At 44.4% G+C, this 23254-nt stretch carries 21 protein-coding genes, 1 tRNA gene and 1 pseudogene; 11 read left to right on the forward strand and 12 right to left on the reverse strand.

Annotation, left to right across the window (positions count from 1 at the left end; all coding sequences use genetic code 11):
- The first annotated feature begins 514 nt into the window (after positions 1-514).
- Positions 515-1549, forward strand: a complete 1035-nt coding sequence (locus QZ918_RS15555; RefSeq protein WP_293336502.1) for a histidine kinase — start codon at positions 515-517, stop codon at positions 1547-1549.
- 81 nt (positions 1550-1630) lie between these two features.
- On the opposite strand, the gene QZ918_RS15560 is transcribed toward QZ918_RS15555, so the two are convergent.
- Positions 1631-2377 carry an FkbM family methyltransferase gene (locus QZ918_RS15560; RefSeq protein ID WP_293336504.1) on the reverse strand — a complete coding sequence of 249 codons (747 nt, stop codon included), beginning with the start codon at positions 2375-2377 and terminating at the stop codon, positions 1631-1633.
- Positions 2378-2542: 165 nt separating this feature from the next.
- Between QZ918_RS15560 and QZ918_RS15565 the strand changes: the two genes are divergently transcribed.
- The 7 genes from QZ918_RS15565 to QZ918_RS15595 all read left to right on the forward strand — a co-directional run bounded on the left by QZ918_RS15565 (position 2543) and on the right by QZ918_RS15595 (position 7481).
- Positions 2543-3589, forward strand: a complete 1047-nt coding sequence (locus QZ918_RS15565; protein ID WP_293336506.1) for a M42 family metallopeptidase — start codon at positions 2543-2545, stop codon at positions 3587-3589.
- Between the two features lie 91 nt (positions 3590-3680).
- Positions 3681-3753 (forward strand) — tRNA-Glu (locus QZ918_RS15570).
- A gap of 188 nt (positions 3754-3941) precedes the next feature.
- Positions 3942-4352 (forward strand): HEPN domain-containing protein, encoded by a 411-nt coding sequence (locus QZ918_RS15575; RefSeq protein ID WP_293336508.1) that lies wholly within the window; start codon positions 3942-3944, stop codon positions 4350-4352.
- Positions 4331-4720: a hypothetical protein gene (locus tag QZ918_RS15580; protein WP_293336510.1), complete on the forward strand. Its 390-nt coding sequence runs from the start codon at positions 4331-4333 to the stop codon at positions 4718-4720. The genes QZ918_RS15575 and QZ918_RS15580 overlap by 22 nt, the downstream gene beginning before the upstream one ends.
- A gap of 355 nt (positions 4721-5075) precedes the next feature.
- Complete coding sequence (locus QZ918_RS15585; protein ID WP_293336512.1) at positions 5076-6287, forward strand: serine/threonine-protein kinase; 1212 nt, start codon at positions 5076-5078, stop codon at positions 6285-6287.
- Between the two features lie 164 nt (positions 6288-6451).
- A complete protein-coding gene (locus tag QZ918_RS15590) occupies positions 6452-7132 on the forward strand; it encodes a GUN4 domain-containing protein (RefSeq protein ID WP_293336514.1) in 681 nt (226 codons plus the stop codon).
- A 136-nt stretch (positions 7133-7268) separates the two neighbouring features.
- Positions 7269-7481, forward strand: coding sequence for a type II toxin-antitoxin system HicB family antitoxin (locus QZ918_RS15595; RefSeq protein WP_367275356.1), 213 nt, complete (start codon positions 7269-7271; stop codon positions 7479-7481).
- A 41-nt stretch (positions 7482-7522) separates the two neighbouring features.
- Here QZ918_RS15595 and QZ918_RS15600 read toward each other — a convergent pair whose 3' ends face one another.
- From QZ918_RS15600 to QZ918_RS15625, 6 genes are all read right to left on the reverse strand, one after another.
- Entirely contained in the window at positions 7523-7741 is a 219-nt protein-coding gene (locus QZ918_RS15600) for a hypothetical protein (RefSeq protein WP_293336516.1), read from the reverse strand.
- Between the two features lie 283 nt (positions 7742-8024).
- Positions 8025-9704 carry an ABC1 kinase family protein gene (locus QZ918_RS15605; protein WP_293336518.1) on the reverse strand — a complete coding sequence of 560 codons (1680 nt, stop codon included), beginning with the start codon at positions 9702-9704 and terminating at the stop codon, positions 8025-8027.
- A gap of 164 nt (positions 9705-9868) precedes the next feature.
- Complete coding sequence (locus QZ918_RS15610; RefSeq protein ID WP_293145262.1) at positions 9869-10096, reverse strand: hypothetical protein; 228 nt, start codon at positions 10094-10096, stop codon at positions 9869-9871.
- Between the two features lie 473 nt (positions 10097-10569).
- Positions 10570-12783, reverse strand: coding sequence for a GAF domain-containing sensor histidine kinase (locus QZ918_RS15615; RefSeq protein ID WP_293336520.1), 2214 nt, complete (start codon positions 12781-12783; stop codon positions 10570-10572).
- 304 nt (positions 12784-13087) lie between these two features.
- Positions 13088-14173 (reverse strand): RNA-guided endonuclease InsQ/TnpB family protein, encoded by a 1086-nt coding sequence (locus tag QZ918_RS15620; protein ID WP_293336522.1) that lies wholly within the window; start codon positions 14171-14173, stop codon positions 13088-13090.
- Positions 14174-14685: 512 nt separating this feature from the next.
- Complete coding sequence (locus tag QZ918_RS15625; protein ID WP_293336524.1) at positions 14686-15558, reverse strand: hypothetical protein; 873 nt, start codon at positions 15556-15558, stop codon at positions 14686-14688.
- Between the two features lie 178 nt (positions 15559-15736).
- Between QZ918_RS15625 and QZ918_RS15630 the strand changes: the two genes are divergently transcribed.
- The gene (locus QZ918_RS15630) at positions 15737-16285 is read left to right on the forward strand and encodes a LeuD/DmdB family oxidoreductase small subunit (RefSeq protein WP_293336526.1); all 549 of its coding nucleotides are present in this window, start codon (positions 15737-15739) and stop codon (positions 16283-16285) included.
- 192 nt (positions 16286-16477) lie between these two features.
- On the opposite strand, the gene QZ918_RS15635 is transcribed toward QZ918_RS15630, so the two are convergent.
- The 3 genes from QZ918_RS15635 to QZ918_RS15645 all read right to left on the reverse strand — a co-directional run bounded on the left by QZ918_RS15635 (position 16478) and on the right by QZ918_RS15645 (position 18960).
- Entirely contained in the window at positions 16478-16900 is a 423-nt protein-coding gene (locus QZ918_RS15635) for an NUDIX hydrolase (protein WP_293336528.1), read from the reverse strand.
- Between the two features lie 413 nt (positions 16901-17313).
- Positions 17314-17745: a DNA-binding protein gene (locus tag QZ918_RS15640; protein WP_293176516.1), complete on the reverse strand. Its 432-nt coding sequence runs from the start codon at positions 17743-17745 to the stop codon at positions 17314-17316.
- Positions 17746-17883: 138 nt separating this feature from the next.
- Positions 17884-18960, reverse strand: a complete 1077-nt coding sequence (locus QZ918_RS15645; protein ID WP_293336530.1) for an RNA-guided endonuclease InsQ/TnpB family protein — start codon at positions 18958-18960, stop codon at positions 17884-17886.
- Positions 18961-19174: 214 nt separating this feature from the next.
- On the opposite strand from QZ918_RS15645, the gene folD reads away from it, so the two are divergent.
- Positions 19175-20044 (forward strand): bifunctional methylenetetrahydrofolate dehydrogenase/methenyltetrahydrofolate cyclohydrolase FolD, encoded by an 870-nt coding sequence (gene folD / locus QZ918_RS15650; protein ID WP_293336532.1) that lies wholly within the window; start codon positions 19175-19177, stop codon positions 20042-20044.
- Positions 20045-20112: 68 nt separating this feature from the next.
- Here folD and QZ918_RS15655 read toward each other — a convergent pair.
- Positions 20113-20889, reverse strand: a pseudogene (locus QZ918_RS15655) (class I SAM-dependent methyltransferase); the annotation flags it as partial.
- 78 nt (positions 20890-20967) lie between these two features.
- Positions 20968-21456, reverse strand: a complete 489-nt coding sequence (locus tag QZ918_RS15660) for a GNAT family N-acetyltransferase (protein WP_293336534.1) — start codon at positions 21454-21456, stop codon at positions 20968-20970.
- A gap of 111 nt (positions 21457-21567) precedes the next feature.
- Between QZ918_RS15660 and QZ918_RS15665 the strand changes: the two genes are divergently transcribed.
- Positions 21568-22455, forward strand: coding sequence for a LysR family transcriptional regulator (locus tag QZ918_RS15665; protein WP_293336536.1), 888 nt, complete (start codon positions 21568-21570; stop codon positions 22453-22455).
- Positions 22456-23254 lie beyond the last annotated feature (799 nt).

Genomic DNA, 23254 nt, shown 5'->3' on the forward strand with positions numbered 1-23254 from the left:
CCTGAAAACTGAAATCCAAAAAAGGTTCGTAGTGAGGACTTCAGTCCTTCTTTTCCTGAAAACTGAAATCCAAAAAAGGTTCGTAGTGAGGACTTCAGTCCTTCTTTTCCTGAAAACTGAAATCCAAAAAAGGTTCGTAGTGAGGACTTCAGTCCTTCTTTTCCTGAGGACTGAAATCCTCACTACAAACCTGTTAGATTATCATCCTGACTCTGGTAGAAAAGTCTCGCTACTTTAATTTCTCTGCCCGAGTCACCGCCACAAATCCTTGCAAACGCCATAAATCATACATCAGCCTCTCTGTGTGCGGTGCGCGCGCTGCGGAATAGATTTTTTGTATTACTCTTGATTCGTCTTAATTTCTGTATCCTGCCAAACAAGCGCTACATTTGGCTGGCAAACTTTGTACATATTTTAACTAAGACTTGGAAAAACTCTCAGTAGGATTCCGGATGGAGTAACAGACTTAAGGATAAATGAAAAAGAGTGTTTGAGTCTGGGAGAGCGTTTTCTAATGTACGATATTACCCTATTTACCCCACAAGATATCGCGAAATGCAGTTTAGTCCTGCGCCAGTTCGGTAGAAATTCTGCTAGTATGGAAGCCAGCAGCCAGAAAATTGTCAAGTATATTTACCAACATTTTTGCGATTCGCAAACAGGAGAAAATAGCTGTGTTTTGGTGCGTTTGTTCAAAACTCATCCCTACGGGGAATTAGAAGACTCATTGCAACAATCCGCCCGCCGCTTAATGAATGGCAAATCCCCTGCCGCCGACATGAAATGCTGGACTCTACTAGCAACCGCAGGCATAGAACCGCAGTGGAATTCTCGGCACACAGCAGTAGAAAATACAGCTATTCCCTTAGTTAGCACTGAAGTAGTAGCCAAAATACCGGCGATTTCGGAAACCATCAGACAGTTCGGTTTAGATATTCCTACAGTCCTTGGCATCGAGGGAGAAAGGTTTCTGCAATTAGAACCAGCAGTATTAAATATTTTTCACGTATCCGAGGCAAAAGGTAGCCCCTTTATTCCCGAACAAGATTCCTTAATTATCCCGTACAAAGTCAAGTCTGTCTTGGCATTTGGGGGACTTTTGCGATCGGGAAGTTTGTTTACTGTAGTGATTTTCCTTAAAGTAAAAATTCCCCCTAGCACAGCTCAATTGTTTAAACATTTTGCACTTAGTGTCAAAACGGCTCTGTCTTTATCTGACGAAAAAGATGTTTTTAATAATTCAAAAACATCGGCAAATATTGTCCAATCTCACAATGCTTACGAAAATCAATTATTGGAACATCAAGTTGCTAGTTTGATTCAATTGCTGGATTTTTCGGAACAGGAAATGCTCAGGCAAGCAGCTCGTTTTGAACGGATAATTGATAAGTTGCAGCGCGAACTTGCCGATCGCAAAAACAAGGAACAAGCTTTGCAAGCAAGTCAAGAATCATTCAAAGGCATCATCAATACTCCCGGAGATGCTATTGTGCGTGTCGAGGAAAATCAAGGAATGCACAGTTTTAATCAAGGTGAAGAACAGATTTAATCCAAGCTATGTTAAAATTGGTTCGTAGTGAGGACTTCAGTCCTCATAAAAGTCTGAGGACTGAAGTCCTCACTACGAACGTTATTTAGGGTTGGGGGTTCGGGATGCTAAGATCGAGCCGTACCATTTATCTATTGGCGTTTGCTTTGTAACCCGAAATCCTAAATTTTCAATAACTTGTCGGGTTTCGACGTGAGTGTGACCAGACCACAAGTGATATTCTAAAGACAGGTTTTGCACGAGTTGCCAAGAATCTCGGTCTTCAAATAACAGCCATTCTGCACCTTCGCAGTCTACTTTGGCTAAATCGACGCTGCCGCCAATGCGATCGATCGCCCTTTTCAACGATACCATCGGTACATCGCCGTTTTCGCTGACGCGCGATCGCGTTTTTCCCGATACTTCCCGAATATCCAGAACTACTCTACCATCTTCGACTCCCACAGCCTCCATAAAATAGGTAAAATTGGCAATTTCAGATTGATGTTTGAGGTAAATTTCTAAGTTTGGATTAGCTTCGTAGGCGTGAATTACAGCTTGAGGAAATCGATTCCGGGCGGCGATCGGAAACAACCCGACATTCGCCCCGATATCGAGAACTTTCATCAGCGATTCAGATAATTGTTCCACTCCGTAACAGTCATCTAAAAGCACTTCAATAAATTCTCCATCCATGCCTTTCTCCTCCGGCAAGTTTACTTGTTGGCGATTTCCTTGCACAATTAAATTACCGGGCAAATTAAAGCTAGCAACCCTCTTGAATTCTATACCTAACTTTTGGGCGCGGATTTTACGTTGCAAAAGTTGCAGTATTTTATTGACAAGCATAGAAGAATATTAAAAAAAAATCATTTTTATAATAACGCTCTCTGCGCCCTCTGCGCCCTCTGCGGTTCAAAAAAAATCTGATTCACTTCAGAAAATACGATTCCTACCCAGAAAAAATCTGCTTTAATATATGTCAAAATACGCTCCCAAACCCAAAAATAAAAAATGTTAGAGTTCGATCGCCTATTTCAAACAATCGAAGAATTAGTCATGCTGCACTCCCCCAGCGGTATGGAGTCAGAAATTAACCAGCGGTTGATGGAAAAATTCGCAGCCCTGGGAGTGAATGCTTGGATCGATCGCGCTGACAATGCGATCGCCCTAATTCCGGGGCGCAATCGAGAAAAGTCGATCGCCATTACCGCCCACAAAGACGAAATCGGGGCCATAGTTAAAACCATAGGCGAAGGTGGCCGCGTCGAAGTCCGCAAATTGGGCGGCGCGTTTCCCTGGGTATACGGCGAAGGCGTTGTCGATTTGTTGGGCGACAAACAAACAATTAGCGGCATTCTCAGCTTCGGAAGCCGCCACGTTTCCCACGAATCCCCGCAAAAAGCCCAGCAGGAAGATGTTTCTTTAAAGTGGGAAAATGCCTGGATCGAAACCAAGTGTACCGCCGAGGAATTAGCCGAGGCCGGAATTCGGCCGGGCACGCGGATCGTGGTCGGAAAGCACCGCAAACAGCCGCTGCGCTTGAAAGATTGGATCGCGAGCTACACCCTGGACAACAAGGCTTCAGTGGCGATTTTGCTGGCTCTGGCGGAATGTTTGAAAGAGCCTGCGGTGGATGTTTATTTGGTGGCTTCGGCGAAGGAGGAAGTCGGGGCGATCGGCGCTTTGTATTTCACGCAGCGCCAGCCGTTGGACGCGCTGATTGCTTTGGAAATTTGCCCGATCGCGCCGGAATACCCGATCGCAGATGGCGAAAACCCGGTGTTGCTGGTTCAGGACGGCTACGGAGTCTACGATGAAGGGTTGAATGGGGAATTGCGCGCCGCAGCCTCCGCAGCGGGCGTGGAGGTGCAGTTGGCGGCGATTAGCGGTTTTGGCAGCGATGCTTCGATCGCCATGAAGTTCGGCCACGTCGCCCGCGCCGCTTGCTTGGCTTTCCCCACGCAGAATACCCACGGGTACGAGATTGCTCATTTAGGGGCGATCGGCAACTGCGCCCGCATCCTGGAAGCCTACTGCGAGAAGGTTTCAGACGAATAGAAAAAAAACTTTCGCAAAGTAGTTGACAGATTGGGAAAGATTAGTTAAGGTAATAAAGGTGCGGAACAAAAGCAAACGCAACGCAAAACGCGCCCCCATCGTCTAGAGGCCTAGGACACATCCCTTTCACGGATGCGACGGGGATTCGAATTCCCCTGGGGGTATTAAAAATCTAACTCCGATATCAAAATGATATCTAGCAACTGGTAAAGGCAACAAGCCCAACCCACACGCTAGGTATCATTTTTGCATTTGGTGGGTTGAACTTCCTCTCGTATTGGATAATTGTAAATCCAGACGCGGTTTCAACCGCCCGGTCTTCTTGCTGATTTCATGGAGGTAAGCTAAATTTTTGAATAGGCGAGATTTACAAAACATCGCACTCACTCGACTTAAAGAAGTAGAAGTGCTGCTCCAAAATCGTCAATACTCTGGTGCTTACTATCTCAGCGGTTATGTCATAGAATGCGCTTTAAAAGCTTGCATTGCCAAACAAACCCGGAAATTCGACTTTCCTGACAAAAAAACTGTTTTCGACAGTTACACCCACGATTTAGAAAAACTGGTTAAAGTTGCTAAACTTGATGCAGAATTAAAAACTCTGCTAAAAGATAGAAGTTTTGCAAATCGATGGGCATTACTCAAAGACTGGTCAGAAGAAAGCCGCTATGAAAAACACGACAAACAAAAAGCCCTGGATATTTACTCAGCAATTACCGACCCCAATCACGGAATTTTACAATGGGTACAGCAACATTGGTAAGTCAAGAAATAGAAGAAGGTCAAAGACTAATAGACGCTCTTAATGCAGCAGGTGTATCAGTTGATTCTGCTCTCTGGATCTACGCACCAGAACCGGAAAGCTGGCGATTGATGCTCACATCACCTTCGTATGATAAGAAAGGCCCACTTAAAACTTATGACGAAATACTATCAGTCTTTCGTGAGGTAGAACCTGAGTTAAAAATTGATTGGACAGCCCTTGTCGCAGTCAGCGTCAAAGATAAATTAATTCAGGGATTGCGTGAGTTACAACAACGTTTCAAATCTAATTTTTCAGGGAGACGGATAACGAATCAAAGCGTCAATCATAGGTACATTGATGATGCTTACATTTATCAAATCAAGTAAAAATAGCTAAGGAGGGATAGCTACAAAATCGATCGAGATAATTCTGTGTGAGTATGCAGAAACTTTGTAATTTAAATTAAAACCTTGAGGACTTACGCATGATCCCAGAAACCGGGTTTTTGCTGAGAAGACGCGTTGTTACCGACAAATTCGGTAAAAAACCCGGTTTCTTTAGTAGGGGGGAGTTCAGAAACCCGGTTTTTTCGGAAATACATCGTTGTTACCGACAAATTCGGTAAAAACCCGGTTTCTTTGTCGGAGTCGGTAAATCCTGTTATTGCTTCCTGTTCGTTGCTTTTTAAATGCGAGACAGCTTATCATAATTAGCAATTAGAGAGAATTTAAATAACCTGCCATGCTGTGGACGCCCGGACAAATCCTCAAAACTCGCCCCTACCGCATCGATACTATCCTCGGAATGGGGGGATTTGGCATGACTTACAAGGCCACACACTTGCAACTTAACTATCAAGTTGTCCTCAAAACGCCGAATCTGAGTTTGCAAAATGACCCGGAATATCCCAACTTTGTCCGCAGATTTATCCGCGAAGGGCAAATCTTAGCCAAATTTTGCCAAAACGCCCATCCTGGAATTGTCCGCATTAGCGATTTGTTTGAGGAAGCAGGCCTTCACTGTTTGGTAATGGATTTAGTAGTCGGGCAAAGTTTATATGATGCCGTACAACAACGAGGACGATTCCCGGATACAGAAGCAGTCGCTATTATCCGCCAAATTGGAGAAGCATTAACCGATGTTCACCAAACAGGAATTGTGCATCGAGATGCTCATCCGGGTAATATTATGTTGCGTCCCAACGGACAAGCGGTGTTAATTGATTTTGGCATTGCTTGCGAATTAGTGCCAATGGTTCCTACTAGCAAACATTTTGCCCACCATGATTTTGCCCCTTGGGAACAGCAAATGGAAGGCAGCGGGAAACCAACGGTTGATATTTATGCTTTAGCTGCATCCTTATATTATGCAGTAACCGGACAAACACCAACACCTTCCCTCAATCTGCATTTTAGAAATGAAGCATTGCCACCTGCGAAAGATTTTGGGGTGCAAGATTGGGTGAGTTTAGCAATAGAAAAAGGGATGGCATCCGATCCCCAAAAGCGGCCGCAGTCGATGAAAGATTGGTTGAGTTATCTCCGGGAACCGATTCCATCAACAGTTGCCGGTGTTTCGGTGCAGCTTAAATCAGCGATGGGTGTTGACTATACTCGTTTGCGGGATTTATTGGCGGCGGGGAAGTGGAAAGAGGCGGATGGGGAAACACTCAACGTGATGTTGAAAGCTGCTAAACGGGAGAAGGAAGGTTGGTTCGTCGATAGCGAATCCATCGAGAATTTTCCTTGCGATGATTTGCGGACGATCGACCAATTGTGGGTAAAATACAGTCAGGGTCGTTTTGGCTTTAGCGCCCAGAAAAGAATCTGGCTGGAAGTAGCCAGTAAATTTGATTGTGAGACTGAATCCAAGCTGGGCGAGCGTGCGGGTTGGCGAAAAACCGAAAGTTATACCTGTTTTCTAAATTCATGCAACAGCAATCAAAGTTCTTAAACCTATCTAGTACCTGTTGTAAACCTTTATTGTAGCATTATTGTGAAGTGGTATTACTTAAAGTTTGATCGCCTAACCTTTAATCTGTGGCAAGCACCAAAGGGTAGCTTTTTCATTAGCTACGGTCTTTATTGGTATAAACAACGTCAAAAGGGTTAATAATTATGGTAGATTTAATTTTTGGAACGGTATGGTTAATATTTGGACTTGTTTGTCTTCTGATTGTATGTTTTCTGTTTTTTGCAATAGTATCTACAATAGTAGGTGTACCAGTGTTGATATTACAATCAGTGATTACCGATATCTATGACCGTGTATCGGGAGAGGCCAAATCAAAACGTGGTGTTGACTATACTCATCTACAGGAGTTATTGGCAAAAGGGTATTGGGGAGCGGCGGATAAGGAAACAGCAAAAGTAATGCTCAAAGCTAGTGGAACGGGGACGCTTTCTAGCTCACCAAAGACTTTAAATAGTTACTCGATCGAGGACTTACCTTGCGGGGATTTACGCATAATAGATCGGTTATGGGTTGAATATAGTCAGGGTCGCTTTGGCTTTAGCGTACAGAAAAAAATCTGGTTAGAAATGGGTGGAAAAATCAATCTAGAAACTGAACAACAAAAGCTGTTTGATCGCCTTGGTTGGCGAAAAGAAGGTAAAGTGATAAAGTGGAATGACCTTATCTTTAACAATCATAAAGCACCTATGGGACACCTTCCTACTCTGAATGCAGATTATTATGGAGATGTTAGCCATTTAAGCATTATGAAAAAAGAATTTACATGGTCAAAGGAAAGCCCTTATCTGAGTTTTCTTTCTCGCGTCAATAGATGTAAGCTTTAGTGTATAGCGATCTCAGCCCCTATTTAAAGAAAGAGTCAGGAAATCTCGCCAGCAATTTCGAGAGGGAAAAGGCATTAGCCTAGAGGATGTCAAAGCTCAACTGCTCAAAGATGATCTACTCTAAAATGGACACTAAATGATGCGTTATGCGATCGTCATTGAAAAAACACCCAATAACTATTCAGCTTATGCGCCAGATTTACCCGGATGTGCGGCTACAGGCGCTACCCTTGCGGAAGTACAGCAGCAAATTAAAGAAGCGATCGAATTTCACTTAGAAGGATTGCGAGAAGAGGGTTTACCCATTCCCGAAACAACTACGATTTCTGATTATGTAGAAGTAGCGTAGTAGGGGAAATATTTCATAATCACCAGGATTGAAAGACACCATTACATCTCCTCATTTTCAGGGAAAGTGGTGGCCGCGTACTGCAAAGAAAATGCCGTCACATCGAGTTTATCTTCTTCAGTCCAAGTTTCGCTTTCATCGACAACCGAGAGATTTTGCTGCACCAAATCGTTGAGAATAAGAGTTGCCAAGCGCAGTCTATCCGTTGGCGAAAGGGTAGAGATAACGCGATCGTAAACTTCTCGAACAGTAGTTGACATACCAAATACTCCTGCTGCTTATCTTGGGGAATACTTAGGGCAGGTTGATTTGATTATAACTTAAAAAATTAATAAATTCATGCTATACTCAAACCCTAATTTTTAACTTTAGATTCACCTAGGCTAACTTGAGAGGACTAAAGTCCTCACTACGAACGTAATTACCAAGTAAGTATATAGCTTTTCTTAACAAGATGACGTATGACTGACAGCTTATATAACCACTTAGGCTAAGAGGGCTGAAGCCCAACAACGTACCTGATCTTTCTGAGAACCGCTATATTTATTTTTCGACCATTCGATCGACCTTTTCCCTCACCAGCAAGTCTACCAAAGAACGCAGCACAAGCAATCCAGCGCATCCCGAGACGCCAAAAGCTACGATCGCCCCTGTTTGATATCCGCCCACCAACAGCACTGCACCCGTTAGCGCCCCAAAACCCGCCATACAGGCAAAAATCAGAGTTTTTAGGGCTAGGTTAATCCGTTTCAGGGCGCGATCGCTCTCGATATTGCGGACTCGAATTTGCAACTCCCCATCTTCAATCCGCTGCTCCAAACCCTTGAGAAAAACTTGCGATTTACTCGGCTGCTGCAACTTGTAGGTGATAAAATTTCGTGCTTGGAGAGCTAATTCTCCGATCGCACCTCGGCGCCCTTTACTGACTGCAATACTCTTGACAAAAGGCTGAGCGCACAATAAAAAATTGTAGTTTGGGTCGAGAGTTCTAGCAATCCCGTCGAGAGTTGTCAATGACTTGACAATAAACATCATTTCTGCTGGCAAGCGAAACGGTTGTTGCTCGAACATCATGTACAATTCGTTCTTGATTTCGTTGAATGCTTGAAAGTCGATCGGCTTATCAATAAACTTATCCAGCAAAAAAGCAATCAGCCTGCGTACCGGCATCATATCCGGCATCGGTTCCACTAAGCCGATCGCAATTAAAGTATCTAGTACGCGATCGGTATCCTTTCTCAGAATAGCAAAAAAAGTCTTGACCATTTCGTCCTTAGCCAGAGACTTCACCTCTGCCATCATCCCAAAATCGTAAAATATTAAGCTACCATCTTCTGTCACCGCCAAATTTCCGGGGTGCGGGTCAGCTTGAAAAAAACCGTCAATTAGCAACTGTTTCAAGTAACAGGAAATTCCCAATTGATTGAGCTTGCCAATATCTACTCCAATCGCTTCTAAACTGATTCTGTCGTCCACCTTAATCCCCGGCGCGTATTCTACAGTCAGCACTTTTTTAGTCGTGTACTGCCAGTAGACTTTCGGGACAATAATCTGAGGATATTCTTGAAAATTATGGCTGAAGCGATCGGAATTTTTACCTTCTTGCACGTAGTCAATCTCTTGATATAAAATCTTAAAAAACTCGTGATAAAGAGATTCTAGGTCGTACTTGCGCGTCCCAGGCAAATAGCGATCGCACAAACGCATTACTTGCCGCACCGCCTTCACATCCAAATCAAACAATCTTTCCAAACCCGGACGCTGCACCTTCACAATCACATCTTCCCCGGTGTGCAGCCTCGCTTTGTGCACCTGTCCCAGACTCGCAGCGGCAATGGGCGACGGGTCAAAATCGCGGTACAAAGCGTAAATATCTTTGCCTAACTCTGATTCTACAAGGGCGATCGCCTCTTCGGAACTAAACTCAGGAACCCGATCCTGCAACTGTTCCAACTCTTTCACGTACTCCAGCGGCAGCAAATCGGCACGAGTCGAGAGAGATTGCCCGATTTTAATAAAAGTCGGGCCCAAATTCAGCAAAGTATTCACCAACCAATGGGCGCGAATTCTTCTAGTATGAGCAGAGTTATCTTGCAGCAGCCTATCCCACCACAAAAAAAACATAAACTTTGCCGTCGCAGCAAAAACGTCTATTTGTCGTGCCAGCGGCGAATATTTAGAACGTTGCCAACGCAGGAGTTTAGGTGCAGCTTTTGTGAGCATAATAATCGTCGCGATCTGTTGAGGTGCACCGCAACGATTCTAACTGGAAATTGCAGCAAGCGATCGGCTCAGATAGAAATACCCGAGAAATACGGAATTTACTTGCACCCAAACACCTTCAAAAGTTGACAGTTGTAGGGGCAGTGCCCCCGTGCCTGCCCTCTTTAGCAGAATTTGGCTTGGAATGAATCAAGCGCGTCAAGTCCCATGGACGCTTGATTTACCGCATCGAGCGTTACATTACCAGAAAATTCAATCAATAGTGGGGTAGTGGAATTTCCTAGTGCGAACGAAGCTGCTTTGGCAGGGAGCGCTTCAAGGGCTGCAAAACCGATCGCACCGCTGGCTGCTGCGACGGCAAGTTTTTGGCAGATGTTTTTCATGTTGGTCATAAATTTATCAAATGTTGAGCGATCGAGCCGAACTGATTTTGTTGGTGGGTTCCCACCAACTAATTACTTTAAATTTCTGTTCAACTTATCAGACTTCGCCCTCAAAACACCCCTAATTTACCCCTTTATCATCGCGTAAATACACTAATTTCAACCTATTTTATATTACCTTTTTGCAAATCTATTGGATTTAAAATATCTTAATTTTTTACGAAGTATCCAATCAAAAAATGATAATTATTACAACTATAATTTTATCAGTTTCTGCCAGCACAACTACTAATATGATGTCCGGCTAATTACCATAACAATAAAAGTTTGTATCATTATGCGGACTGAAGTCCGCACTACAAACCTGTTTGTAGCATTATGCGGACTGAAGTCCGCACTACAAACCTGTTTGTAGCATTATGCGGACTGAAGTCCGCACTACAAACCTGCTGGCAATTCAGGACTGCTTCTCAACCCAACTATTATAGATTCAATAGTTCCGCTGGAATTTTTGGCAAAGTCACAGTAAAAGATGTGCGGCACAACTCGTCAGATTCAGAACTTTCTGCCGGACAACTAGACACATCAATAGTACCATTCAAGTGCTGCACTAAAGACTTTACCAGGGCTAGACCCAAACCCGTACCGGCGATCGCTTTGTTGGTAATGCCAGTACCGCGACGGAACTTTTCAAAGATGTGGGGCAAATCAGCATCAGGAATGCCACGCCCTAAATTAGACACACTTAGGACAATATCGCCGGCTACCTCAGACGCCTGAAAAACTACCGTTGTTTCAGAAGCCGAGTATTTTCCAGCATTCGTCAACAGTTCCAGTAGCACCCGCTTAAGACTGTCCGGGTCGCTTTCCAAGGAAGGGGTAAACTTCGGCACATCCACCTTCAGAGTCAATCCCTTATCCGCCCACTTTTTCTCAAAATCCACAACTAAATCTTTAATTAAAAGGTTGAGATCGATGTTGACTGGATAAAGAGGAAGTGGCTGACGCTCAAATTGCTTGAAGGTTAGCAAATCCTGAACCAGGGCGGCTTCCTTAGCACAATGCTGCTCTAGAATGTCGAGATAATTAGCCCGACTTGCTGATGGCTGTTCGGCCTGTTTGAGCATCAGAATTGCCAGATTCATGATTGTTAAAGGGGTACGCAACTCGTGACTAACATTGTCGATAAACTCGTCTTTAATCAGCTTCAATTTGCGTAGTTGCTCTAGTTGATTGGCAGATTGTTCGTGCAGTTTCTCCTGCACGTTGATACTTTCTTCCAACTCAGCATCTCTTTTTTGGACTTGGGTTTGCACTTCCTTGAATATCTGAGTTTGAATAATCGCCCTGCTCGCTTGAGCGCAGACTGATTCCAGAATTTCTAATTCTTCAGGGTTCCAAGGGCGCGGCTCGGAGTGCTGCAAAACCAAGAACCCTAAGACAATTTCCTGTCTGCTTGCGTGCATGATGGGAATTACCAGCAACCCCCGAATACCTTGGAGTTTCAAGATTTCTGCGGCTCCCTCTTGTTCCTTGTCGATTAATTCGCTGGCGTCAGCAAGGGCGAGAGGTTGGGGTGCGCTCTGGAATGCTCGATCGCACAAATTAGATTCCGACAGCCAAAAAGTGGGAGAGTTATTTTGTTTGGAGTTAGAACTTTTGGATTTGGAATTAGCACTTTTTGCCTGGGTTTTGGATTTGGCTTTCGAGCTTTGTTTCCCAGAATCTTTTGGTTCTATTGCTGGTTTACTTTCATTTTTGGTCGGTGCAGATTCACCAATTAATACTATTTTGGCTTTGGGAGTTTGATTGACGGAGGCTTTTGTTGCGGGGGAGTCTGTATCTTTGAACAGCAGTATTTGACCTCTATCTACTTGCAAGGTATTGACGGTATTTTCAATAACTTGCTGCAAAATTCGATCGACTTCTGAACAGGTGTCGATCGCAATAGCAACTGACCTGAGTAGATTTTTGTATTTAGCTTGTTGCTGTAACTGTTCGTTTAAACTGGCAATTTCTTGAGTTTTTTGAAGGTGAGCAATCGCGATACCGATCGCCTCTGATGCTGCTTCTAAGCGCTGGCGATCCGTTGCTGACCACTCGTGAGGTTGCAACTTACCAAGAACGATCGTCCCATTTACAGCCCCTCCAAATCGCGCAGGCGCTGCCAAAATTGCCCGACAAGGCAGCGGTGTCACAGGGGAATTGGGCGATGAAGCTGTCAAAGGAGTATCAAGATAGTCGGAGATCCCTGCTATCTCGCCGTCTGCTAGCAGGTTTGCGAAAACAGGATGTTCGAGCGATATCCTAGGCGATTCTAATTTTGTGCTTTGGGAGTCTTCGGGTATCTTACTTGCATCCGCAGCGTTTGGCAGATCGCTCTTCTGAAGCCAGCAAGCATTCGGAATTACTACTTTCTGGTCAGCTACAGCAGCAACCAAACAGAAATCTACCCCACAAGCAACCCCCAAAGTTTTTGCTATTTGTAGCAGCAGGATTTCTCGATCGATTTTGGTCGCGAGAATTTGGTAAATTTGCCGCCCGACAAGGGCAGGATCGACCTGGTACTGCATAAGACGATCCAGAAATTTTTGGACTGATACTGGTTCTGCCATTTGTGGTAGATGCAAAGTGCGAGACTCTGAAGGCGATTGGTCGATCGGAGTAAAGTCTTGATTTCCCTGGTAATCGATCATGGCAACGAAGTCTTTCTTTTTTTTAATGATGTTTAAGCAGATTCGTGCTGCATATATAGAACCTATATATAACAGTCGGTTGGACTGTTATGAGCCTGCTTTCTGCGTTGGCGCAGCCCGTCGGCGGGTAACTAAATCTGTAAAAGACTTACTCAGATCCGACCGAGTTCTATTTTGCTGTTTTCTACCGCTACATAAGACTTACCCAAAGCTACCCAACTTTATACAAAGCTGGACTTTAAAGCTTACTTCCTGTTTCATCCTGGTAGTGTCGGCACTGGTCCAGTCCGCAGGCTAACTCCGCCTAACTGACGGTTTTTGACAAATTAATTGCTGCGTTCAAGTCACGGTAAATGACTTTGCCGCAATGGCTGCACTCAAACACCCGTTCCGAAAGAGAAAGTGTGTCTTTTTTCGTTCCACAATTAGAACAGGTTTTTGAGCTTGGGAACCAACGGTCAACTATTACCAACTTTGAACCGTACAACTTGCATTTGTAGGTGAGCTGGCGTCGTAACTCAAAGAAACCCATATCAGCAACTGATGCAGCTAGTTTATGATTAGCCATCATCCCGGATACATTCAAATCCTCTATGACTATTACACCGTGGTTTTTGGCAAGTAATGTCGTTAGTTTGTGCAACGTATCTTTACGGATGTTAGCTATCTTTCTATGCAGTCTAGCTATCTTGACTTGTGCTTTTTGCCAATTACTCGAACCGATGACTTTATGCCGATTCAACCATTGCATTCTTGAGAGCTTTGCTGCATATTTTTTGTAGGATTTAGCACCGATAACTACTTCACCTGTCGATAGAGTAGCCAATGCTTTAATACCGAGGTCAACTCCTACAATATTTGTTTGGCATGATTCTTGTTGTTCTACATCAAACCTGAAACTGATAAACCACCTGTCGGCAATCCGGGATATCGTGCAAGATTTAGTCAATACTTGCGGTAGCCTTTCATAAGTTTTAAGGATGCCAATTACAGGAACTTGGATTTTGTTGTTCCCGCTTATTTTGACTGTTCCTTCTAATGTGAAAGAATCTCGCCGTCCTTTTTTCTTAAACTTTGGTACGCCAGCAGTCTTTTTAAAACACCGTTTCCATGCTTCTCGCAATGCTATTAATGCGCTCTGCGGTGTAGATTTGCTGCATTCGTAATACCAAGCATTCTCTGATTTTACCATAACTACTAACAGTTTGTGCAGGTCAATAGCTGTAGGAAATTTGAGTTTTTCATTGGGATTGGCTTGATTGTGGTCGAGAATGTTTTTGGTTAACCACAGTCCCCAATTCCAAGCGTGACGCGCTACCCCACAATGTTTGGCTAGCAGTATTCGCTGTCGGGTATTGAGTTTTAATTCGGTTTTAAATCCGAGTAGCATGACATTCCTTTATTTGGAGCACGGCATATATTTCTTGCTTGCACTGTCTTATTGTGACCAATATCAGACACCGCAGCAAGTATGGAAAACCTAACAGAAGACAAAAGCTACCCACGATCGGGCGCATATGGGCAGCTTTGTCTAACAATCTAGTTACAGTTTCTAGCCCTTGGATCTGTGCGGGATGAACTTTAGCACCCTTGAGCAGATGAGGATAAATTCCATTTCCACTAATTTTGACTGTTCTGAGTTATGAAGCTTTTCTTGAGACCGCTTCGTGACACCTCTCTCCTAACTCTCTGATGTTTCTTATTTAAGTTTGTGATCCTGATAAAATTTTATTGTGATATAAATCATGCGATCGAGTGATGCCGATCGCAAAAATGAAAAATTAAAAAATCCTCCCTCAGGATCGATCTGAGAGTTACGAAGTTTTTGCTCGACTACTCATCGATCGCAAGTTCTAGAAGCGCTGAGCTAGTTCTATTGTTAAATTTATGGGACTTCCCTGCTTACTTATTTTGTGCTTCCTGTTGGGCTCGATCGCTATTTTGGCGATAAAGTACCGTCCGGTTAACAGCCGTTTCATAGCGGGGATGATTTGAGGGTACGGCGGCCATCAAATCCGAAGCTTGCTGCCACCTAGCAGCCACTACTAACCAATTTTCGCGAGATTGAGCGGTTTTGCCTTGGGCGGCTGCTTGCTCTGCCACCCGCACTGCTTGGGAAAAAGAGTCAACAGCAGAATTAGGATTTTCCTTAGAAGTTTTGACAGCAGGTGTTGCTTCTGAGGAACTGGGACTGGCAACTGCTTGGGTGGTGGCGGCTGTGCTGTTTGGCACTGGGGAATTGAGTCCTTTGTAGATGGCGGCCACCGCAGCCAGCAACAACACGCTCAAGCTGAGGCCGCCAACGATACCGCGCTTAAATTGCCGCGGTTGCTGCATCGATCGAGGAGCAGCGATTCTCGGTAAAGCTCGCTTGCCTTGAGCTTGGCGTTCCTGATGGGCGGTGGCCAAACGCTTGAACAAGTTCGGCTTTCTGAGTTTAATTTCTTGCGACCACAGCAATTGATTTTCAGGATCGCGGCTAATTTCTTCGAGCCACAGCAGTTGGTGTTCTCGCACCAGCCGGCTGTTGATGTTGACTCGGCGAATATTGCGGGGCGAGAGATTCTCCAAAATTTCTCGGATGCGATCGACCAAACTAGACTGTTCGAGCAGTTGGGGTGTTGCAGCTTCGCAGAGTAGTTGCAGTATCCCAGAAGCAAACACGGCTCTAGCTCTGACACCTACGTGTGCCAGTTGGTCGTTAAGGATTTGAATAATCGATGCAACGGAGCCCTCGCGAGCTTGCCGAGCAATGTCATCTATTTGATTCGCCATAACACTATATTGACGCTTCGCAATCTGTTAATTTTTAATCCAAAGTCTCGGATCGAATTTTTATGTATACACGTTATCACTGACAGTACCAGGTTAAAATGAACAGATGCAAATCTTGCATACAGATCCCACTTAACACGATCGCCACAGAATTGAGCGAGACAACAGGAAATAAACTATGGGTAAAGTAATTAGCGGTCAAATTTTTGTTGTAGATGACAACATCGACACAGATCAAATTATCCCAGCCGAATACCTGACCTTGGTGCCGTCGAAGCCGGACGAATACGAAAAACTAGGCAGTTATGCGATGATTGGGTTGCCCGATCGCTACGGCAAGTTTATGGAAGCCGGCGAAACCAAAACCCGGTATCCGATTATCATTGCGGGCGAAAATTTTGGTTGCGGTTCTTCGCGGGAGCACGCTCCGATCGCTCTGGGGGCTGCGGGCGTCACAGCGGTGGTAGCCTTGTCCTACGCGCGGATTTTCTTTCGCAATTGCTCGGCGACTGGCGAATTGTATCCGATCGAATCGGTCGATCGACTTTGCGACTCATTTGTAACAGGGCAAGAAGTGACGATCGACTTTGAGGGCGATCTAATTATCAACCACACTCAAAACCAGACTTACTCGCTCAAGCCTTTAGGAGATGTCGGGCCAGTAATTGATGCCGGAGGGCTATTTGCCTACGCACGCCAAACGGGAATGATTGCTGCTCGCTCTTAGGAATTAGAATTAAATAACTGACAATTGTTATTGTTTTTCTTGTGGGATGGGCGTCCCGCCCGTCTTTCCGGGACGGGCGGGACGCCCATCCCACAAATATGTACAAATTATTTAATTCGCGATGCTTAACTACTAAGGTAATGTAACAATCTAAGGTACTTGTGGCGCACCTTGCAAATCATTAATAAAATCTCAAATCGACTCGATAAAATTCAATAAAATCCGCTGGTGAGGAATGCCAAAAGGTCGCACATCACCAGACTTTTCAGAATAGCATTTACCAGCCCGAATATCGTCCACTGTCAACAACTGCATATCCCAACCCTCTTGCAAAACTAAATCGTTGACATCCGCAGTAAGTTGTGAGTGAAATACGTGACGCACAACATCTCCTTCGACATCGTGACAGAAAAAAGAAACAGTTGCAGGAGCATAGCCAATTTCCTCTACTAATTCCCGCAGCAGAGCCACTTGGGCAGTTTCTCCCGGTTCCAAGTGTCCGCCAAACAAAGCCCAATGTCCGGGATACCTGATCTGAGGAATATCGTCCCGCAACTGGCAGAGAAACTTGCCGTTTTTGTGTAAAATTGCGATCGCCACGTGAATTTGAGTCATAAGGAAGAAGGAAGAAGGAAGAGGGAAGAGGGAAGAGGGAAGAGGGAAGAGGGAAGAGGGAAGAGGGAAGAGGGAAGAGGGAAGAGGGAAGAGGGAAGAGGGAAGAGGGAAGAGGGAAGAAGTCATGTTTTGCGAGCTTAAGAACTCGCGCACAGCATCACTCATTAGTCAAGGGAAGAAGTTTGACTAGAGAGAGGTTCACCCAAATCTATAATAATAAAAACGAAGAAGCTTCTAAACTCGCCCCGGTCGAAACTTTGTTTCATCCTAAACTGTAAAATAAAGGAAAAAGCTCATAAACTCGATCGCGTTTCAGCACAAATAACCAAAGCCAAAGCGCCCAAGCGAAACTACAAACCTTGGATTGTCATCAAATACAGGTACTTAATTATTGAAAAAAAATTAGCGTGTAGTTATTTTGCTTTATCAGCCGCTGGAGTGCGGTTTAATTGTTCCATTTCCTCAATATAAACTTCACCTAAATCCTTGCCTGCCAATTCCTTCACGGTGATACTCTTAAAGCGGACTTCTCCCTTGAGCAACACTTCATCGCCAAGCTTAGGCAAAGCTTGCTTAGTTAAAATCCAAATCTTACCAGTACCGTCTTGAATTTGATAAGCCGCATTCCCCACAAACGGAGCGCGATTTTCTACCTTCCCTCGGAGATAAACTTCACCATCAACTTGTCGCTTTTGTTGAATGTCGCCAATGCTAGCAACATTCAAACCGAGATTGAGTTGAGACATGGGTACATTGCCACAACTGAGCAAACCGCTAGTCAGTATTAGCAATAAAGAGCCGATGGAGTATCTTTGAATCCAAACTTGCTGAATTATAGTAGTCATTTGTCAAATGATTTGAGATTTGAGATTGTGAGATACGACTTACTTTAACAGAATCCTGCTATACAAATACTAGACAAGTCTAGACATTTGCTTCTTACTTCATCGGGAGCATGGGAGCGGTTATCCCTCAGTAAGCTTTCACGTTTTAGCCAAGCGCGATAAATTAATTGCTGCATTCAAATCTCTGTCCATTGAATGACCGCAACTTCCACAGTTGTAAGTCCTTTCTTTCAGTGGCATATCTTGAATATGTCCGCAGTTTGAACAGGTCTTGCTCGAAGGAAACCAGCGGTCAGCAATGATTATTTCACAGCCAAACTTTTTAGCTTTGTATTCGAGTTGACGCTTGAATTCATAGAATCCACAATCAGCGATAACTTGAGCTAGCTTGTGATTAGACAGTAATCCAGAAACATTTAAATTTTCTACTACTATCGTTGCGTGGTTTTTGCCTAAGTAAGTAGTAATTTGATGGAGAGTATTTTTTCTGAGATTCGCTACCTTAGCATGATGTTTTGCTAACCTTTGTTTCGCCTTAAATCTATTGCTAGAGCCTTTGACCTTTCGGGATAACTCTTTTGACAACTTACGCAACTTATTGAGATGCGTTTTGTAATGCTTTGGGTTAGGGAAAACAACTCCTGTCGAAAGTGTTGCTAACTCTTTAACTCCTAAGTCAACACCCACCGCATCGTGTTGCTTTAGAGTTGGTTCATGCTCCTGTTCGTAGGCAAAAGCAATAAACCAACTGTCAGCAGTTCGAGATATCGTGATTGACTTGCAGGTGGTGTGAGGCAATCCGACCTGGGTTTTTACCCAACCGATTGTTGGTAGCTTTATGGACGTACCACCTACCGGAATTGGTTTACCACCTGCATCAATCGTGAAAGAATCATGATGCCCCTTCTTCTTGAATTTGGGATATCCACCTTTTTTTGAAAAAAATAAGGAGAAGGAATCACCAAGATTGTCGAAAGCATATTGAGTTATCTTCTGGCAAATTCCCGCTTCTTTAATCCATGTGAACTCAGGTTTTACATGATTGTTAAAGAATTTCTTGAGTAGGTATTTATTGGGCTTCAATCCATCTTGATAAAGGTTACTCCAAGTAGCCAATCCCCAGTTATAAGTAAACCTCGCTATTCCAGCGTGCTTGCTCATGACTGTTGCCTGACTCTTGTTTAGCTTTAACTTTGTTTTGATGGATAAAAGCATTGTTCGACCTCAACACGCTCATTTCTTTGTTCAATTTAGCGAGGCGATCGCATGGTACACCAGGATTTTGTCTATAAGTGTACCACTTTGTCTATTTAATCGCTAGCTAAGGACTAGCTCAGAATCGATCGCAAGTCAGAAATTTCTCTAGTGGAGTCCTTGACAGCCGTTAAGCTAAAATCTAAAATCGTCAGCCCCTAACCTAGAATCTACAATGGATGCCAAAACTGCTCAAATACTAGATGGCAAAGCTTTAGCAACAAAGATTCAAAGCGAGCTGAGCGATCGAGTCCGCGCCCTACAGCCCCAGATTGGGCGTCCTCCGGGACTTGCGGTGCTAATGGTGGGAGACAACCCAGCCAGCGCGGCTTACGTCCGCAACAAAGAGCGAGCCTGCGCTAAAGTTGGCATAGCTTCCTTTGGCCAGCATTATCCAGCAAACGCGACTCAAGCGGAACTCGAACTTGCAATTCATGCGCTCAACGAGGACGATCGAGTAGATGGCATTTTAGTACAACTTCCGCTACCAGAAAACCTAGATGCAATTTCGCTGCTGTACCAAATTGCCCCCGACAAAGATGCTGACGGACTTCATCCTGTAAATTTAGGCAGCTTAGTGCGGGGCGAGCAAGGTTTGCGGAGTTGTACTCCCGCCGGAGTGATGCGGTTATTGCAGGAATACCAGATTGATTTGAAAGGAAAAAATGCTGTTGTTTTGGGACGCAGTATTTTAGTAGGTAAACCGATGGCGTTAATGCTGTTAGAAGCCGATTGCACAGTTACTGTAGCTCATTCGCGATCGCAAAACCTAGAATCAATTACCAGCCAAGCCGATATTTTAATTGCGGCCGTCGGTCGCACCGAAATGATTGCAGCTAATATGGTTAAACCGGGAGCAGCAGTCATTGATGTTGGTATTAACCGCGTCGTCAATCCAGACGGTACTAGCCGTTTGGCTGGAGATGTAGATTTTGATGCGGTTAAAACAGTAGCCGGATCGATTACGCCAGTACCGGGAGGAATTGGGCCGATGACTGTTGCTATGTTGTTGGAAAATACGGTTGCAAGTTATAGCATCAAGTAGAAGTAGGGTGCGTCGCTGTGAGATTTTATATCGTAGTTGAAGATTGTCGATCGCGACGCACCCTACGGCTATTTCTTGACAGTAACAACGCGAATTCGGCGATAATCTGCACTCCAATTACCATCGCGGTAAAGGGCGGGCCGCAAACGTTCCTCAACTTGTTTAATTGCGCGCGATCGCACTTCTTGCGACAAACCCGACAAAAACCCGCCAGCAAACATCTCAATCCAATTTACCATACCAGCGGTGCCACCTTCTAGGGGAGTCGGGCGATCGAACAAAACCGCATAACTGACATCAAAACCCTGGTTTTCCAGCAGCAGAGCATACTCGCCGATGCTCGGAAAATACCAAGGATTAAGCGATTCAGGCTCCTCGCAGCCAATTTCTGACAAAACCTTCAAAAGCGCGCGGGCGATCGCTCCCACATTCCCCTTACCGCCAAACTCAGCCACAAAACGCCCTCCCGGCTTCAGCGCTTTTTCCACGCAGTCGATCGCAGCATCCGGCTGTTTTATCCAGTGCAAAACCGCATTAGAAAACACAGCATCTAACGGCTCTTCCACCTGAAAATTCCTCGCATCCGCAGCCACAAAATTAATGTGAGGATAATTAGATTGAGCCGTAGAAATCATCGCCAAAGAAGAATCAATACCTTGCACAAAAGCGCCACTTTCAGCAATCTTTGCAGTTAACTGTCCCGTCCCGCAGCCCAAATCCAGAATTTTTTCTCCAGCCTGCGGAGCCAGTAACTCTAAGAGCGATTCACCGTACTGCCAAACAAAAGCGTGTTGCTGTTCGTATAGATCCGTATTCCAAGAATCTTGTGTCATCATAACTACTCCAAACCTTTCTTTTCTCTCTCTGTGTTCTCTGTGTTCTCTGCGGTTAAAAAAAGCTCCTCCTTCCCAAAAGCGAGCGAATTATTTGCTAGCAAGTTGTGCGATCGCATTTTCATCAAGACGGCAAACCCTAATATTTTCCAAAATCCGCGCTCCCTGCTTTTGGTAAAAAGCAACTCCCGGCGCATTCTTCGCATTAACAGTCCATTCAATTCGCCCGCAATTCTTCGATTCAGCAATTTCTGCCAAATGTTTCAACAAAGCTGTACCGACACCCATACCGCGCATGGGAGCTTGCACAAATAAATCATCAAGCCACAGACAAGGCTGAGTCAACAAACTTGAATAGGTAGCATAAAACATCGCAAATCCTACCGCAGTGCCTGCAACTTCAGCAAATACTACCCGCACTAGCGCAGGTTGACTAAATAAAGCTTGCTGCAATCGTTCCGCGGTTGCTGCAAAAAAAGTTTTCGATCCATCGAATTCGCTTTTTTGCGCGATAAAAGTCAGAATTAGTTCCAAGTCTGCAAGTTCGGCTTCTCTAATTTTTATATCCAAATTAGCCATTGTTTAAATCTCAACTTCGACTATTAATCACTGTATTAAATGCCATCATTAATGTCCAATATCTTTTTGAATGACAACTTATACTTTTAAAATATTAATGATTGAGAAGCTATGGAACTGCGACATTTGCGTTACTTTATTGCCGTTGCGGAGGAACTGAATTTCACTCGCGCAGCGGAAAGACTGCACATGGCTCAACCTCCGCTAAGCCAACAAATTCAGCATTTGGAGGCAGAGTTGGGCTTTCAACTTTTTCGTCGCACCAAGCGGACTGTTATGCTAACGGAAGCGGGACAGGTTTTTTTTGAGGAATCACAGAAAATTCTGCTGCAAGTCGATCGCGCAATTCAACTCGGCAAACAGACAAGTCGGGGCGAACTCGGCCAACTCACTGTAGGCTTTGTGAGCTCCGCCGCCCACAATGTAGTTCCAGCTATCTTGCAGGCGTTTCGCACTCGGTTTCCCGCCGTCAAACTCGAACTGCACGAACTTACAACTAACGAACAATTGCAGCGACTGCGGGAAGGGCGCATTGATATCGGCTTCGTGCGCCCTCCGATCGAGGAAGATGGCATAAATTCCGAAATCGTTTTTCGAGAACCTCTGATCGTGGCGCTGCCAGAAACGCATCCGTCAGCCGATCGCGCTGTTATCGAATTGCGCGAACTTTCTGCCGAACCTTTCATACTATTTCCCCGTTCCCTAGCTCCAGGATTGTACGATCCGATCGTCAGTCTGTGTCAGCAAGCCGGTTTTAGCCCGATCGCCGGTCAAGAAGCGATTCAAATGCAGACAATTATCAGCTTAGTAGCCGCCGAGATGGGGGTGGCGATCGTCCCCGCATCAATGCAAAACTTCCAGCGCACTGGGGTTGTTTACAAACATTTACAAGAACCAAGTCCGATCGTCTCAATTGCTCTAATTTGGCGCGACAATCCCACGCCAGCGGTGCAGCGGTTTTTGCAGACAGCCAGAGACTTGTCAAGTCTTCAATATTAGGCAATTAGCGCTGTTTCATCACTTTAGCCATAGTATAATATTCCTGGGCGTTGCTGATTTACGGTATGAACGACTCAACGTGAAAAAATGAAACAAGCCAGTCAGTCAATCTTCTGAATTTTCAAGTTATCCATTTTCATACCCTGATTAAGCAATGCCTCATCTGTAACCCTTTATATACAGTATACTTCACAACAGCCAATAAAGACAGACTGACTGTCCTCAAAGGATTACAGCCGGGACGAGAACTGAGATTTATGCTAAATCCACTCTTCTTCTCACTAATTGAGGACTTCAAAATCCCGATTAAATGGCAAAACGCTCTCAAGCTATTACCTCAAGAAACAGTGTTGGGTGAGGAGGAGTTTAATCACCTACTTAGGGCTTGCTGAAAAAGTCAGAAAACAGCATTTGGAAAGATGAGTGAATTTGAACTCACCTCGGTGATATAACCCACATTCCGCAGATGTGGGTCAGATTTTTTTATCAGTTGTGAAAACTTGGAAGCCAAACGCTTTTGGGATGAAATTATGCAATGTTAGCGTTACAGAAGCTTGTTAAATTCAGCTAAATTAATTAATTTAAGATAATTGACTTTTCCTCACATATTCACATTGCTTTTTATCGCGATTAATCATTTTTTTAAGCATGGCAAACTATGCCAAGAGCAAATTAAGCTGTTGTGCATTTAAAACGCATATTGTATAATACAATATAACCATCTTTATAAAAAGTCAATGCCTAGCAAGAAATTCCTGAGTTCCGAGACAAGAGAAACTCTTCAACAAGTATTAAAGGA

Origin of the sequence: Microcoleus sp. CAWBG58 (assembly GCF_020883045.1) — a bacterium.
Lineage (GTDB): Bacteria > Cyanobacteriota > Cyanobacteriia > Cyanobacteriales > Microcoleaceae > Microcoleus.